At 66.4% G+C, this 15,900-nt stretch carries 8 protein-coding genes and 1 pseudogene; 3 read left to right on the top strand and 6 right to left on the bottom strand.

Going from position 1 to position 15,900, the window contains the following annotated elements; all coding sequences use genetic code 11:
• Positions 1–4: 4 nt before the first annotated feature.
• A complete protein-coding gene (locus OG811_RS21900; protein ID WP_406068327.1) occupies positions 5–5,995 on the bottom strand; it encodes an RHS repeat-associated core domain-containing protein in 5,991 nt (1,996 codons plus the stop codon).
• A 512-nt stretch (positions 5,996–6,507) separates the two neighbouring features.
• Between OG811_RS21900 and OG811_RS21895 the strand changes: the two genes are divergently transcribed.
• From OG811_RS21895 to OG811_RS21885, 3 genes and pseudogenes are all read left to right on the top strand, one after another.
• Positions 6,508–6,894, top strand: coding sequence for a hypothetical protein (locus tag OG811_RS21895; protein ID WP_406068326.1), 387 nt, complete (start codon positions 6,508–6,510; stop codon positions 6,892–6,894).
• Between the two features lie 250 nt (positions 6,895–7,144).
• Positions 7,145–7,522 (top strand): annotated as a pseudogene (locus OG811_RS21890) (transposase); the annotation flags it as partial.
• A gap of 82 nt (positions 7,523–7,604) precedes the next feature.
• Positions 7,605–8,759: a transposase gene (locus tag OG811_RS21885; RefSeq protein ID WP_406068324.1), complete on the top strand. Its 1,155-nt coding sequence runs from the start codon at positions 7,605–7,607 to the stop codon at positions 8,757–8,759.
• 443 nt (positions 8,760–9,202) lie between these two features.
• Here OG811_RS21885 and OG811_RS21880 read toward each other — a convergent pair whose 3' ends face one another.
• The 5 genes from OG811_RS21880 to OG811_RS21860 form a co-directional block, all read right to left on the bottom strand.
• Positions 9,203–10,090: a sulfotransferase domain-containing protein gene (locus tag OG811_RS21880; protein WP_406068322.1), complete on the bottom strand. Its 888-nt coding sequence runs from the start codon at positions 10,088–10,090 to the stop codon at positions 9,203–9,205.
• A 13-nt stretch (positions 10,091–10,103) separates the two neighbouring features.
• Entirely contained in the window at positions 10,104–11,636 is a 1,533-nt protein-coding gene (locus tag OG811_RS21875; RefSeq protein ID WP_406068321.1) for a lipopolysaccharide biosynthesis protein, read from the bottom strand.
• A complete protein-coding gene (locus tag OG811_RS21870; protein WP_355171232.1) occupies positions 11,633–13,045 on the bottom strand; it encodes an O-antigen ligase family protein in 1,413 nt (470 codons plus the stop codon). The genes OG811_RS21875 and OG811_RS21870 overlap by 4 nt, the downstream gene beginning before the upstream one ends.
• A gap of 127 nt (positions 13,046–13,172) precedes the next feature.
• Positions 13,173–14,114 carry a glycosyltransferase family 2 protein gene (locus OG811_RS21865; protein ID WP_406068319.1) on the bottom strand — a complete coding sequence of 314 codons (942 nt, stop codon included), beginning with the start codon at positions 14,112–14,114 and terminating at the stop codon, positions 13,173–13,175.
• Positions 14,107–15,765 carry a hypothetical protein gene (locus tag OG811_RS21860; RefSeq protein ID WP_406068317.1) on the bottom strand — a complete coding sequence of 553 codons (1,659 nt, stop codon included), beginning with the start codon at positions 15,763–15,765 and terminating at the stop codon, positions 14,107–14,109. The genes OG811_RS21865 and OG811_RS21860 overlap by 8 nt, the downstream gene beginning before the upstream one ends.
• Between the last annotated feature and the right edge of the window lie 135 nt (positions 15,766–15,900).

Raw genomic sequence — 15,900 nt, 5'->3', positions numbered from 1 at the left:
TTACCTACCTCTTCTTTTTCTTATTACAGTCGGCACTGAAGCTGTATTTTGTCCTTTTTCCCGCCTTCTTGCGGACACCCACCTTATACCAGATGCCACTGGCTTCACAACGATCACTGTAGATCACAGTCGCGAATCCAAGCACACCCAAAAGAACGATGCTGTATACGACCAGTAGTAGGGAAAGTCCCACGCTCGGCAACGTTAAGATCGTGCCGACAGCCCCGGCTGCTGCAGCAGCAGCCCCCCCTATAGTCTGAGCCGCGCGCACTTCCCAGTTCTTTATAGTACAACGGACTGATATGTCGAAGTTGAGGCCGTACGGCCACCAAGTCCACCAGAACTTCTTTTTGCTGAATTTGCAACTAACCGCCCCTGAGGTGTCGACGCAGTTGATAGCGTCGCCTCTGCAGTACTCGTAGGCGTTGGCGTTGCCGCCATATACCGGATCCGATGACAAGAACCGCCCGGTTTCGGGATTGAATAGTCGGACGCCCATCAGCACCAAACCAGCAGGAGCATCGGCGGCGCGCTGAGTTGTGCCGAGCCAGCCGTAACGGCGTGTGCCAGAATCGCCGCTGTTCCGCGGTTTTCCGTACTCCGTGTATTCACTCGTGTACGCCAACCCCGTCCCGGACTCTGCAATGCCCGCGACGAAGTCGCCATGCAAGTTCGTGATCACCCAAGACGTGCCGCTTATGTTAGTGAAGATGCCCGCGATCCCAGCTAGGCCAACAACGGGTCGAGAGCTATTCCCGTTCCCTTCATCAGTCCAGGCGGGTTGATCGCTGTCGTCGCGGTAGTGGTTACGCTTCGTTACATTATTGGCCGAGTCGTCCCAGGACCGGAAACGGTTAGAAATAACATCCAAAGTGTAGGTCGACACGCGCGTTCCTTGCTGAATTGATCGCGTCATGTCATTAACGTAGTAGCCAATTTGAGCTCCGCTGGCTCCCGAGGCGGAATCTGCGGCTGGCTGAGTCAGCGTACGGCCAAGCGGGTCATATTGATAACCCTCGTCAGCGACGCGGTCCGCGGCGTCGTACGTCCAGTTCCTCGTCGTTTGCACGGTGCCCTGCTGACATGCCCCGCCAACGTTCGGCGCGTAGGTCGACAAGTCCGTCCTGTTCGTGGACTGGTCATAGCCATAGCTTCGGGTCGTGCACTCGCCGGAAACAGTATCTCGGACGCTTGTCAAACGGGCGGCCGCATCGTAACTAAAAGCCTGACCAGACAGGCTTGAGGTTCGAGAAGAGCGCTCATCGTGGGCGTTCAACAAGATGCTATCGGCATAGACGGTACAGTCACCCTGTCCGCACCCAGGCTTGGAGTAGTTGATTCCGACCGGGATGCTGACTTCATTCAGAGTAACGGTGCTGACTAAACCATTGGGCCATTCCTGCGTCAGGAGGCTGCCATCCGCGTTGTAACTGCCCACGAAGTTTCCGGTCTGGCTGTCCAGAACCTGCGTGGGGAGACCACGTCGCTCAGATCCTCCGTCGTACGAGAAAGTTTGCGTGCCTTTCCCATCAGTCACGACTGACTCTCGGGAAAGCAGGTCGTAGGACGTCGTAGAGACATTGCCATCTGCGTCCGTGTAGCTCGTAATCCTACCGAGAGTGTCAAAGACACGGGACACTTGAGAGGTCACTACACCGGAGCCATTGATCGTCTCTGTCCGGATCGGCTGCCCAGTTGACGGCTCATACACGTTGCGCCGTTTCTCCAACGGCTGCCCCACCCCAGCAGGCCCGAACACAGTGGTTTCAAGCTGACGTCCGGCATTGTCGTACATTAGCGTAGAGGTCCGTTGTATACCCGCACTGTTTTTCTCGACTGACGTCCGCTGTTGGCCATAGATATCATAGGTCGTGACTGTCGAAACCAAAGGCTGCCCAACCTCTGGCTGCCCTGCAGGCTGAGTGCGGCAAACGGCATCCGCCCATTCTGGTCTACTGCCACACTCAGGGAAAGTCGAGTTTGAGGCAGTCGAGTAGTAAACGGTCGAACGAGTTGCTGGCGTTGTTGCGGTCTCACCACCGCCCGGTGCAGTGATGGAGGTGATCGCACCGGATGAATCGTAGGCGGTTCTGGTGGTGAGGTTTGCGCCTTCGGGGTCGATCGTGACCTCGGTAGGCTGCTTAAGCGTCCAGTCGTACTTCGTGGTTGTCGTGCGTGTATCCGCGTCGATTGTCTGGCCGGCGTTGACGTAACTGACTGAGGTTCGCTCAGTCGTAGCGAGGTTGAAGGGCTCTGCGGCGGCCGTAGGAGCACCTTCGTCGTAACTGTAACGGGTATGGCTCCGGCCCCGAACTACCGATCCACTTGACAAAACAATGTCGTGTTCGGGTCCGAAAGTCTCCAGCAACTTCTGTCCGTCGGGCGAGAAGACGGCTGAGTTAGCCAGCTTTTCCGCAATTTGCGCTTCCGCCGACGCATTATCGGTGCCGGAAGCCTCCAAGGCCCGCTTGCGGTTGTCGGGGCTCAACTCACTGAGGACGTTTCCATAGTTGTCGTATGACGTCGCGGAGATGTGTCCGCCGGGTTGAGCAACGTTGACTGTTCGTGCGTTGGCGTCCAGGTAGAGGAGTGTGGAGCGTTCGTAGGAACCTGGCAGGACACCGGCCGATGGATCGCCCGTTGGAACCTGGTTCGGGGGGAAAATTGCGGTCGAGTCGGTCGGAGGTTCAGCCTGCGCCCACCTCGCGGTTTGGCTGCCTGAGAGGTCGTAGGGTGCGCCGGAACCGGTGAGAGGGATCCGGTATACCACGGTTTCCACGGCGGTTCCGGCACTCAACGCCGACCGAGTTACCTTATGCAGGCGCCCCTTACCAGGATCGTCGGGGAGGGTCGTGTACGCGAACTGCCATGGCTGCTGTCCGGGTGGAGTCATCGATGTGATGACGCCGTCACCGTTGTAGTAGTAGACCGATCGAATGGTACGAGGCCCGGTGCCGTCTGTATAGTCCAGACGCGGATCAGAGAAAGTCCGCAGTCGGCCGGTGCTGTCGTAGGAATAGCGGGCCACGGCGATGGTTCGCATTGCCGGCGTTGCCAGGTCCGGGTCCCATGCAGTGTAAGAGATTCCTGATACCCGGCCAGCGTAATTGCCCCACGAGCCGTCGGCCGTCCCCGTTGCGGTGGTGGTAGTGGCATAGCTGAAGGTGAGTGCGCGGCATCCCCTCACCAAGGTGGTACAGGTGACTCCCGTGGGAACCGGGGCAAGCATGCGAGTGGGGCGCATAACTTCCGTAGCGCCGACCGAGGCTTTCTCCCAGGAATAGGTGGCGGTGTCTCCTGAGCCAGGCACGATCGCTGCGGTTGGGCTATAAACGCCGACTGGGTCCGTTGAGTTTCGGGTGAACGTAACTACATTGCCCTCACCATCGGTTAGGGTGAACGCGTTGTTTGCCGAGTTGAATTTCAGTTTGTAAAGCTCGGCGCCTACCTGGGGTTGATAATCAGTCCCAGCGCTAGTTAGCTTGGTAAATCCGATTGTCGAGTCGTCCGGCAGCTTTACCTGCGCGAGGTTCCCATAGAGCGCCAATCTAGTGTAGGGCGCGTCTGCCTGAGAGATAATGAGCCCGGATACCCATCCGGGTCCGAACAGCGGATCGGCACCACCGGGCTTCCGACTATTGGTTGTACGCGAGATCGCCAGGCCAGGGACGGCGACATCCGTTTCACCAATCTTGTAGTTTCCTGTGATCGGGTTTACCGCGCCCGGACCTACCATTTCGGTGTCTGCTGAGGCAAGGTCGCGGTCGAAGGTGATGCGGTTGGTTCGCTCCCCGGCGTTGTTGAACTGCCCGCGGATCTCTAGAGGGCCATCTCTAGGGATGCCCAGTGAGTCGGCGGCTGCCAGAGTCGCCGCCACGTCCCAGCTCAATTTGGGGACAATACCATTCGAAACAGTGATGGGCCAAGCGGCAACTGGGCCACCCCCGACCGCATAAGTAACGTCGGAGAGCGGGATTGTCGTCCAAGCGTCTGCACCAGAGCGTCGCCACTGATACCGCACCTCGGTGATACTTGACGATGCAGTGGAGTTGATGGCAACTTTCGCGCCGGTGATGTCACCGCCCTTGGGAGAAGTGACCGCTGCGGATCCGACCTTGAACGGGTACGACCGCAGAGCAGATAGGTTGCCAGCTGCATCACGGCTTTGCGCGAACACCGTATGCCAGCCCGCCGTAGAGGGCGTCAGCGCGACGGTGGCAGGAGCCCCCGGAGCGGAGGCATTAACGACCTTGTTCGGAGGCTGAACATCAAGGCTATAAACGTAAGCAGCGACATCGGCGCTTCCATTTGGGTCGAAGGTGAAGTCACCGGCGACAGCGGCTTCTCCCCCCCACTCGTTCATCGGATACTTCGTTGAACTAATGCTCGGCGAGTTCACGAAAGCGGTGTCGATGGAGAACTCACAAAATGAGGACCAGGCGCCGTCAATTGAGCCGTCGTTGCCGCGCACCCGCCATCTATACGTCGCGCCGTTGGAGAAGGCACCCGCTGGAACGGTACCGACGAAATTATTGCCTGAGGGCCCAGTTGCGGTGACTACGCTGCCAAGTTTGGTGGTTCCGGTAAGGGTCCACCATTCGAACTCGGCCCTTACAGGTGAAGCCTCCCCGTCCGTGACGACTGACTTCAGCTGCGGCGTTAGGCTATTGATCAGCGGGCGGTTGCTGCCGGTGACGCAGTCCGAGTTCGGAGTTGTCGAACGGACGCCAACCGATGGGTACGAATTGTAGGTCACTACGGCGTAAGGGACCTGGCTGGAGTCGACCGCGTTGCGGGACCGCAGTTGCTTAAAGCTGTTGCCGTTGGTTTCATCGGTGCCTCGCACGCCCATGTAGGCGGTCGACTTTCCAGCGGTGGCAGCTCGCTGGAAGAAATTCGTTCCGCTGATGCTGACCCATCCGTCGTCACAGGTTGAGGAGAAACCCTTAGTCTGGGTCGAGGTAGCTTCTTTTTGGACCCAGGTGGGTTGCGTTCCCCAGCGAGTGGCCGAGGAAGCCTCTTCGGTTGTCCAGATTTCCCACGAATTGGAGGCACACGTGTTAGACCAAAAATTCCAGAAATAGACGTTTGCGACAGTGACTTGCTTGCCCGCTAGCCCCGCTACGGGCCAATTCAGAAAAGCTCTTGACTTCGCGGCTGGGGAGCCGGCAAGAAGCCCGATTTGCAGGTCAGTCGCACCACTGCGGCCAACACTGTCACCCTCCTTTACGTAAGTGTCGAAGGATGTGTAAAGAGGGTTGATTTGCGGGTCAATAGTAACCGGGAATTGTGTCGCAGGATTCTTCAGCCAGTTAATGTCCGGCTGAAGTCGCATCGTGATGCTATCGGCGGGGGTGCCAGTCCGCTTTGCTGTCCGCTCGGACTTGGCCACGACCACTCTTCGCCGGGTTGGCTCGCCCGAACCAGGCGCCCGTTGAGCGTCCCACATCTCAGGCGCTGGTACGGCTGCAATCGGAAGCCCCTGCGAGTTCTTTAGCGTCAGTTCGCCGTTACTGCCCTGACTGAACGACGACAAACTCTTAGCCGCCAGTGGCAAGGCCAAGTCCGGCAGATTATCGACCGCCTCGCGGTTCTTGACCGTGACAAATTGCGCGAATCCCGTTCGGGTGGCCTCAACTACTAAGTCAATTCCTGGCGCGACATCTGGGTACGTCGCTCGGTTGCCGGAGAGAATCGGCGCAGGTAACGCACCTTGCCAACCCATCGAGAGACGATTGTCGCCGGCTCCGACCGCGGCCAACTCCCCGCCGACGCCACGGGCACCGGAGATTTTCAGATCGAGAGGGTGCGCTGCAGAACGAATAGAGCCGTCCGGCGAGTTTCGAAGCGTTAAGTCGATTGGAATCCACTTGCTGCCGGTAAGCATCCTAACTGGTCCGGCATGGACTCTCGCTTCGACCTGGCCATTGGGAAGGGCTGTGTACTCAGCAGATTCGCTTGTTAGACCGGTAATTAGGACTTTCCGGCCGGTCATTCGGGCAGTAATTAGCGCGGCCATTTGGTCCGGTCGCTCTAGTGCCTTAGCCACGACTTTAGGCAGTGAGGCATGAGCTGGCCGGCTGGGGATTTCCTGCGTGCCCGTAAAGGCGATTACCGTTGCCAGGCTGGTGGTTAGGAGATGCCCGGGCCAGGATCGAAGGTATCTCTGGTAACCGACGAATTGGCCGGTTTTTAGACGCGCGGGAGCCACGAACGGCCCTCCCCCCGTTGTTGGAACATTTGAGTGAGGGGAAAGGTACGGCTGAGCGACGTCAAGGTCAATCGTAACTTTCTGCAATCTAGGGTCTTAATGTCCACATTGTGCACCTTGGTGTCATAGTTCAGGTCGACACAATGGACCTTTTGTCGAACTTGCTTCATTTGGTCGCTGCTCAGGTACTGGCGATCGTTGTATTGAGTCGAGCAACGGACACGGGAGATGGCCGCGCGGTTGCGTCAGAACCTGGTGGGCTTCGGGGGACGCACGACGCGGCAAGTACGGAGACCGTGAGCTGGGACGCGTTCAGCCCGTTCACCGGCCGGTCCAGCACCTATCTGCGACGTCTGGTGGCGACCAGGTTGCAACAGGTCCCGTCGCTGCGCGAGCAGATCGAACGGTTCGTCGGCCGGCGCAGCGAAGCCGTGGTGCTGGAGTACGACCGGCTCGACATCGCCCTGCGCCGGCGGATCGGCGAACTCCTGGAGGACCGCTTCACCGGTCTGGTCCGGGAGCACCGCGTTCTCTTCGAACTGCTGACCCTGCTGGAGTACAAGGCGCTTCCGGCACGAGTCGTAGCGTCTGCTGGCAACTACAAGGCTCGGGTCAGAGGCGGCCGACCGTCCGCTACGTCCGACCATGACCGCCACGGCTGGACAGGTCCCGCCCTCCCATGACCTCAAACGCAGATTGGGGGCATGGTCCTCCGTCCAGGGTGCGCAGACAGGTTGCCGGCGGTTACGGAGGGCACCAGCCCAGGCGGACGTGGCGCCGGCCGACGCCTTTTGACGTCCAGGGACAGGCATTGGTCTATTTCGGGCCGTCCTCCTGCTGCCTTGCCACCGCCGCTAGGTGACTGGTGTTAAACGATGGTTGCCATCGGCGTGGCGGCCATCGTTCTGCATCTATTTCAGGTAGTTTGCTGGGATGACGTTGGGCAGAGCGCCGCAGCAGCTGGACCTTCTCGATCCGGTCAGCCGGTTCTGCGCTGAGGCCCTTCCGGCGAACTCGATCTACGCGTTCCTGCATGATCACCGCGACCGGTTGTTCCCGGACAGCTTGTTCGCTGATCTGTTCGCGCAGGTGGGGCGGCGGTCGGTGCCGCCGTCGGTGGTAGCGACGGTGATGGTGCTGCAGCGTTGGGAAGGGCTGTCGGACCGCGAGGCCGTCGACCGGTTCGCGTTCGATGTCCGCTGGCGGTACGCGGCCGGGGCCGGTGGCTGGGACGGTGCTTCGCGGGCCGGGTTCGCGCACACGGTCCTGGTTGACATGCGCGAACGGCTGCGCCGCTCGGCGAACCCGGACCGGATTTTCGAGGTTGCTCTCGCGGCGGCGCGAGAGGCCGGGCTGCTGGGGCGGCGCCGGGTGCTTGACTCGACCCCTTTGTATGACGCGGTCGCCACGATGGGACACGATCACGCTGATCCGCTCGGCGGTCCGCGGGCTGCTCACCGCGGCCGGCCGCGACCTGGCCATCGAACTGCGGGCCGTGTTGACCAGCGGCGACGACTACGCCAGCACGGCGAAGCCGGTCGTGGACTGGGACGACAAGACCGCCCGGGAAGCATTGATCGACTCAAGGGCCCGGGACGGGTATGCCCTGCTCGCCGCCCTCGACGGCCGCAAGAAGCTGCCCGAGGCGGTCACCGAGGCGATGCGGCTGCTGGCCACGGTGCTGGGCCAGGACCTGGAAACCGGCGACGACGGGGTGCTGCGGATCGCTCGCAAAGTCGCCGCGGACCGAGTGATCTCCACCGTCGACCCGCAGGCCCGGCACGGGCACAAGACCAGCCACCGCGGCTTCGACGGCTACAAAGGGCATATCGCCGTCGATCCGGACAGCGAGATCATCACCGCCACCGAGGTCACTGCCGGTAACACCGGCGACGCCGGCCCGGCCGCCGACCTGATCGCCGACCTCACCACCCGGGCCAGCGATCAGGACACGCCCGGAGCCGACGCGGCGGTCTACGGCAATTCGGCCTACGGCGCCGGTGAAGTACTCGAATGCCTGCATACTGCCGGGATCGACGCCAAGACCAAGGTCCAGCCACCGGTCGCGCCGGGTGGCAAGTTCACCAAGGACCGGTTCACCATCGACCTCGCCGCCGGCACGGTCACCTGCCCGAACCAGGTCACGATCGCGATCCGCCCGATCACCGGTCACGACCGTCACGCCGGGAAAGCCGACTTCGGCCGGGCCTGCACCGACTGCCCGCTCCGCACGCAGTGCACCGAGTCGAAGGCCGGCCGGCAGATCACCATCAGCCGCTGGGAAACCCACCTCACTGCCGCCCGGACCCGGCAGACCGACCCGGCCTGGCGGGCCGACTACCGCGCCACCCGCCCCAAAGTCGAACGCAAGATCGCCCACCTCATGCGCCGCCGCCACGGCCGCCGCCACGGCGGCCGCCGCGCCCGCATGCGCGGCCTGCTCCGCGTCGCCGCCGACTTCAAACTCCTGGCCGCCGCCACCAACCTGGCCCGGCTCGCCACCCTCGGCCTCACCGGCAGCAGCCAGCTCGGCCGGGCCCCCGCCTGACCACCAGCAAGGACCCCGACCAAGCGTTATCCAGCCCGGCAACAGCCACTGAGCCCCACAGCCGCCCGCCGAACCACCGACCAGCCAGCCCAGCGACTACCCCCTTCACGCCAGCCAACGAGCCGTCAAACACACGGGTTGACCGGACCACCGATCAACCCGCGTTTAACACCAGTCACCTAGCGAATCTTCCCCAGTTGACCAAAGAAATCCCTGTGTGCGCGCGCACATGCCACTGCGGTCCCCCGTGTCTCAGGCTGAAAGGTGAGCCGGACACTACGGTCGACGATGACAGTGGTCAATAAGGACTTTGGGCGACGACCCAGGGCCCGGAGGAGCGGCCTACACCAGATGAAACGTGGTCGCAAACGGACTGGCAGTCACCCTCGGTGACGAACCGATCGACCACTCGCACATGTCCCTGAGCTGTGGTGCGGCAGTCGTCAGGACCAGTCGAATCGCATTCGGAGGCGTTCGGCCAGGGCCGCGTTGTGCGGGGCGAAGTAGGCGCACAGCTCGGCGCGAACGCCAGGGTCCATCGATCCGCTACGCCGGTGGTTGTGGGCCTCGTACGCCGCCAGCCGATGCGGCGGAAGTCCCAGAAACTCCAGCACGCGGGCATGGCTGGCAGCAGGCTCCGCATACAGCGTCTCGCTGGGCAGGATGAGCAGCTGCGCCGGATCGAAGCTCTCCAGCCACGGCTCCAGGTGCTCAAGATAGCGGCCACGGGCACGGTAGGTGTACCAGTCGTACGCCTCGCTGAAGTAGGTCGGATCGGCGATCAGCCTCTCCCGCTCCCCCGCCGTGCGCTCCTCCTCCCGGTCCAGCGCCACGGCGAAGTCCAGCGGCTCCTTTCCCTCGGTCCGGCGCTCCTTCCAGTGCGAGTACGCCCGCTCCACCGGGTCGCGGAGCAGGAAGACCAGCCGTACGTCGGGCAGCAGGTCGGCCACCCGCTGCGGGACGAGGGGATGGAACATGTAGAGCGGGGCCGCCTCGCCGACCCGGACCGGTCCACCGTGCCGCCGTTCCAGCGCTCGCCGGTGCCGCTCCGTCGGGAAGTGCGAGCGGTACCAGGCTTCGCCCCGGCCCCAGTTCTCCTCGAAGTAGTGGGAGGTCTTGGTGTTCCAGGCCGGGAAGAGTCTCGGCACCAGGGGGTGCTCCAGCAGGTACCGCCAGAGCGACGTGGTGCCCCCGCGCTTGGTGCCGGTGATCAGGAAATCGGGCAGCGGCCGCCGGTCGCTGGTCCGCTCCCCGTACCGGGTGAGGGAGCTGCGGACCTGGGTGGTGACCTGGTGCGGCACCGCCGCCTTGAGCCGGTCGCGGATCGTCATGCTCTTCCTCTCGTCACGCCGGTCTCGGCCTGATCATGGTCACGGCGGAACGGACCAGCCCCCGCACCCGGCGGTCCAGTAGTAGCCCGGCGACAGCCAGCACCAACACCACCAGGGCCAGGACGAGACCGGCGACACCCCGCCCAGCCAGTACCGCGCACAGCACCGCGACCACCGCGGTGCCCCCACCAGCCCCGGCCGCGGCCAGCCCCATCGACCGATTCAGCAGCGGCTCCCCGACCGCGACCCGGGCCGCCACCGCGGCCAGCACGTTCTCCGCGACTATGCCGGCGGTCCAGGCGTACGCGGCACCGAGAGCGCCGTGGGCGGGGATCAGCAACGCGCCGAGCCCGAGGGTGAGCGCCAGCCCGACGAGGGTAGCCAAGAGATGGCGGCGGCTGTTGCCGCTCATGAGCAGCATGGTCTGGACGATGCCGACCCCGGAGTTGACCATCATCGCCCCCGCCAGTACGGCCAACGGGGCCGCTCCGCCCGCGAACCCGCCGCCGAAGAGGCTCAGGAATCCCGGTGCGAAGACGGCCAGCAGCAGGTACGCCGGCCAGGACAGGATGATGATCACGATGGTGACCCGCCGGTAGACCAGCACCGCGTCCCCGGTACGCCCCTGCCCGAGCAGCCGGGACAGCTGCGGGGCCACCGCCACCCGGAGGCCCTGCATGATCAGCAGCCCGGCCAGGGCGTACCGGCCCGCCGCGGCGAAGATCCCGGACTGCGTCGCCCCGGCGAGCGCCGAGCAGAGCAGCACCCCGACCCACATGCTGCTGGCATCGATCGCCGCCGAGGCCGCCCGGGGCAGCGCGAACCCCCAGAGCACACGCCAGTCCTCGCCGGTCGGCCGCAGTCTCGCCCCTGCCGCCAGGCCAAGCGGACGAATCAGCAGCACGGCGGCGGCGACCACCGCGATGGCGACGGGCAGCAGCCACCCGCCGAAGCCGACCACCACGCCGGCACCGGCCGCCACGGCCGCCAGCAATAGCACGGGCCGGGCCAGCGGCATCAGGACGTACTGGATGCCGACGACCGCCCACATCGGCCGCAGCGCCCGGACGGCGGCCAGCAGTACGGTCATCGCGACCGTCACCGGCAGGGCGAGAAAGGCCAGGCGAAGCAGCGCCGGCCCGTCGGCTGAATCGAGCAGGACCGGCGCGAGCCACTCGGCAGCCAACGCACCAGCCGCAGCTACAACGACGCTGAGCAGCAGGGCGGGCAGCAGCGCCACCGGCAGCAGCCGGGCCGCGTCACCCCCGGCGCCGTTACGGCGCCGGGGCAGCGCCCAGACCAGCGCGGTGTCGGCCCCGAGACAGCAAACCGCACCGAGAATCGAGATCACTCCGATCGCGGCAAAGAGCACGCCCGAGCCGGCGGCACCGAACCCCCGAACGATCACCACGGTCAGCACGAAGCCCAGCACGCCGTTGACCCCGGCTCCGGCAAGCCCGACCAGCCCGTTGCGGGCGCTCCGGCGTACCTCCCGCTCCCCGGCCGACGGGTCGGCCGCCGCGACCGGCGCGGCTGGGCCGGTCATGCCGCCCCTCCCCGACCCGACGGTTCGATCAGCCGCTGCGGCGTCCCGGTGGACGGTTGCCGCGCCGCGGCTCCGTCGGTCGGCGGTGCGGTGCGCAATGGGACCGACGCGACGCCGGTGCCGACCGCGCTCGGCGGCCCGGCGGGCGGCACCGGCGCCCGGCCCACCCCCCGTGTACGCCAGGGCGCCAGCGGCGCAGGCTGCGACATGGTGGACGGGCCGACCGCGACCCGGTTGACTGGCCCGCTCACCGCAGCCAGCCCGACGCCGACGGCGAAGAAGATCACCGACAGGTTGGGGTCGATGTAGGCGTAGACCGGGATGACCACCAGCGCGATCACCGGCACTGTGCTCAGCCAGTACCCGGCCGGCGAGACCGCCGCGGCCAGCCTCCGGGCGACCAGCACCAGCCAGGCGAGGAAGACCAGCAGGGCGGGGATGCCGTGGCTGTAGAGGATCTGCCAGATCAGCCCTTGGGTGCCCAGCGGCTCCTCGGCGAGGGTGGTGTCCACGCTCTTCGGCGCGCCGTAGCCCAGCAGTGGGGACCGCTCCACCGCCTGCCAGGTCCGCACGTACAGGTCCACCCGGTCAACGTTGGTGTCGGTGCTGCTCACCCGGGCATCGATCATCTCCTGGACCGGCACGACCAGGCTGACCACCCAGACCAGCACCACCAGCCCGGCGATCGAGATGATCAGCCGCGCGTTGCCCCGGATCAGCGCGCGCAGCCCCAAATAGACCATGCCGGCGCCGAGGCCGAGGAACATCCCCCGGTTGAGGGTCATGAACGCCGGCACCACCGACAGCGGCAGCGACACCCAGAGTGCCACCCGGAACCGCCCGGTCCGCACCGAGGTCAGGTACGCCAGCACGCACGGCACCAGCAGGGCGTAGGCGGTGCCCCAGTTGTTGGTGTACGGATACGGCGCGGCGGTGCGGTAGATCGGCGCGCGCGACACCGGATTGAACTCGTTGGCCCGTACGTGGGTGAGTGCCTGGATGAACCGCTCGCCGGAGATCCCACCGGGCAGCGCCAACTCCACCGGGGTGGTCAGAGCGAAGGTGGGCATCAGCACGGCCAGCCAGCCCAGCGCCACGACGCCCAACCAGTACCAGCCCAGCGGGCGCAGCACCCGTTCCCAGGGCGTGCCCTCTCGGACCAAGGTGTAGACGTAGATGCAGACCACCAGCGCGGTGACCAGGAAACCGAACCGCAGGCCGAAGGTGAGGTAGGCGGTGGCCCGGTCCAGCCGGGTCGCGCTGAGCAGCACCAGCACCAGGAAGACCAGCCAGCAGGCGGTGCCGGCGGGCAGCGGCACCCGGCCCCGGGCCACCAGCAGGGCGAGCAGGGCCAGCCCGAACACCGACCAGCCGAGATAGAAGCCACCCAGCGCCCACCAGAGCGGCATCAGGCCGAACATCGCCGTCAGCGGCCAGACGGGCAGCGGCAGCGAACCCGAGGGTGGACGGGCCGCATGCCCCGGCCGCGCTTTGCTGCTTCCCGACCCCGTCCGCGCGGCGGCGCCGGGCCCTCGGTCAGACACCCCGCCCCGTCCGCTGGGCCAGCCGCAGCACCCGCTCGCCGGAGAGCAGGCCGAGCACCACCGGCACGGTGACCAACACCCGCTTCTCCCGTGGATTGAGCCGGAGCACCCGGCCGAGTTCCCGAACCGCCTCCCGGCGGCGCCGGCCAGCGGCCAGCGCGAAGGCGATCTGGCCGTGCAGCCGGGCCAAGCCGGTCCGGCTGCCCGCCAGCTCGGGATGCTTGTCGAGCAGGTAGCGGGTGGCCTCGACGATCACCGCCCAGCGGCCGAAGAAGAACGACCCGCCGTGCCAGTCGACCACCACCAGCACCTCGGGCACGATCACCACCGGACCGTACGCGGCCACCCGCAGCAGCCACTCGTAGTCCTCGCCGTACCCGCCGGGCAGCTCCTCGTCGACCGGCCCGACCGCGTCCCAGGTGGCGCGGCGGACCAAGACGGTGCTGGAATGCACCTCCATCACCCGGTCCTCCACGAAGTCGGGCAGCCGCACCTCGGCCCGGTCGAGCTGCCGGTCCTTGGCGATCCCCGGGCCCTCCAGCCGGATGCCGCAGCTCGCGGCGGCGGCGTCGGGCCGGCTCGCCAGCAGCTCGACCTGGCGGCGCAGCTTGGCCGGCAGCCAGAAGTCGTCGTCGTCGCAGAACGCGATCAGCTCACCGGTCGCTTCGTCGGCGCCGGTGTTGCGGCCGCCGGGCAGCCCCTTGGCGTGGGTGTTGACGGCGTACCGCAGCGAGCGGCCGGCTGGCACGTCGAGGTCGAGCGGGCGGATGTCGATGTGGTCGTAGACCACCACGCACTCCACCGGGCCGGGATAGTCCTGGTCGAGCACGGCCCGTACGGCCCGCTCCAGCAGGCCGGGCCGGTCCCTGGTGGCGACCACCACAGTGACCGGCGGGTATCCGGCGCGGGCCGCCGGGCGGTCGCGGTCAGTCACGTCCCTCTCCCGTCACCACGAACCCGATCGGCTCGGCGCCGACGGCGCGCAGCCGCTCGACCAGTTGGCCGAGTTGGGCGGTCCGGGTCCGGTCCCGGGCCGCGACCAGCATCGCCCGCCCTTCCCTGGCGGCCCGTACGCCCCGTTCGTCGTGCAGGGCGGGTGGCGCGTCGAGCACGGTGAGCCCCTCGGCCACCGGGGCGGTCAGGTCGACCAGGCGCACCGATCCGGTGCCGATCCGCAGCTCCGACCCGTCGGTCGCGGCGCCCTCCCCGGACGGCCGGGCCACCGGGATCACCTCGGTCTTGTCCGCCGTGGTGGTGGAGCGGTAGACCCCGCCGTTCTTCGCGTCCGAGGTGGGGAACGGCCGGGGCTTGCGGACCGCCGGGATCACCATGGTGTCCTCCGGGCCCCCGCTGGCCGGCCGGCCGGCCGCCGGGGCGGCAGGGGTGGCTGCGGGGGTGGCTGCGGGCGCCGGGGTGGCCACCGGCCGGGGCCGGGGGCGGACCGGCTCGACCGCCGGGTTGCGCCGCTGCGCCTCCAGCAGCAGTGCCTGGATCCGGTCCCGCATCTCCGGCGTTACACCGAGCCGCACGTCGTGGCCGTTCTGCGCCAGCGCCGCAGCCAGCCCGACGCTGATCTGTTCGCGTCCCTCATTCGTGCTGGCGGAGAGCAGCACCAGCGGGGTGCGCTGGGGCCCGTCCACCCACCGGCCCAGGGCCAGGGCCAGGTAGCGCAGGTCGGCGTCGTCCGGTCGACCGCCACGCAGCCGGCGCACCGTGCCGAGCAGGGGCGCGCCGACCACGGCGGCGGCCTCGCCGGAGGTTCGCACCCGCCGGTCCATCGACTCCCGGACGAAGGCCACCAGGCCGCCGAGCAGCAGGCCGCCGAGCAGCCCTGCGGCCAGCAGCAGCGGCGCGGCGTCGCGGCTGGAGGGCACCGGGGTACGGGCAGCGCTGGTGATCGCGCCTGGGCTCAGGTCGGCCGAGGCGACCTTGGAGCGCTGCTCGGCGAGGGTCGCGAGCTGGTCGTTGAGCGCCCGCAACTGGTCCAGCAGGGCGCTGGTGCGCGGGGACGGGTTGGTCGAGCTCTCGTTGGTCGGAAGCGACTTCTGGGTCGTCGCGCGCTGGGTGGTGACCAGGGCGATGGTGTCGTCGTACGACTTGAGCACCGCGGCCCGCTGGTTCTCGTAGATCCCGCGCCGCAGGTCGAGGTACGCCTGCGCGGCGCCGTTCGCGCCGTCGACCGCCTCGCCCTCGCTGTGCCCGGCGTAGCCGAAGCGCATCAGCTGACCACCGACCGGCGTCTCCACCTCGAGAGCGTCGGCAACGTCCTCAGTGTTCCGGCCGGTGATCGCGGCGACCTTGTCGATGACGTCGTTGCTGATCGCGATGCCGCTCTCGGCGGTCATGTTGACCGCCCGGTCGGCGCCACCGGAGGGCACCGAGAACGGGTCGGTGACCACGGCGCGGACCACCACGGCCGTCGTCGCGGTGTACGTGGCGGGGATGAGCGCGAGATAGCCCGCCACCGCTAGCAGCACCAGCGCGGCGCTGCCGGCCACCGTCCGCCACCGGCGCAATGGGATGCGCGCCAGCTCGACCAGGCCGACCGGGCGTTGCCGGGCGGGAGCGACGTCGGTCAGGTCCATCAGTCAGGTCCTCTTGCAATGCGAGTGGCGGGTCGGCGCGGGTCGGACGACCGCGACGCCGGGGACCGGTCGTCATCCCATTGTCGCCGACCGTTCACCGTCCGGTCGACAGCCGTCCGGTCCTTGGCGGACGGG

The organism is Micromonospora sp. NBC_01638 (assembly GCF_045209745.1).
In the GTDB taxonomy this organism is placed as follows: domain Bacteria; phylum Actinomycetota; class Actinomycetes; order Mycobacteriales; family Micromonosporaceae; genus Micromonospora.
This window is presented reverse-complemented; position numbering and strand designations above follow the sequence as displayed.

Coding starts and splice junctions, on each gene's coding strand:
- OG811_RS21885 (WP_406068324.1), top strand. CDS start 7,605: ATGACGCGGTCGCCACGATGGGACACGATCACGCTGATCCGCTCGGCG.
- OG811_RS21875 (WP_406068321.1), bottom strand. CDS start 11,636: ATGACCGGCCCAGCCGCGCCGGTCGCGGCGGCCGACCCGTCGGCCGGG.
- OG811_RS21880 (WP_406068322.1), bottom strand. CDS start 10,090: ATGACGATCCGCGACCGGCTCAAGGCGGCGGTGCCGCACCAGGTCACC.
- OG811_RS21900 (WP_406068327.1), bottom strand. CDS start 5,995: ATGACCGGCCGGAAAGTCCTAATTACCGGTCTAACAAGCGAATCTGCT.
- OG811_RS21860 (WP_406068317.1), bottom strand. CDS start 15,765: ATGGACCTGACCGACGTCGCTCCCGCCCGGCAACGCCCGGTCGGCCTG.
- OG811_RS21870 (WP_355171232.1), bottom strand. CDS start 13,045: ATGCCGCTCTGGTGGGCGCTGGGTGGCTTCTATCTCGGCTGGTCGGTG.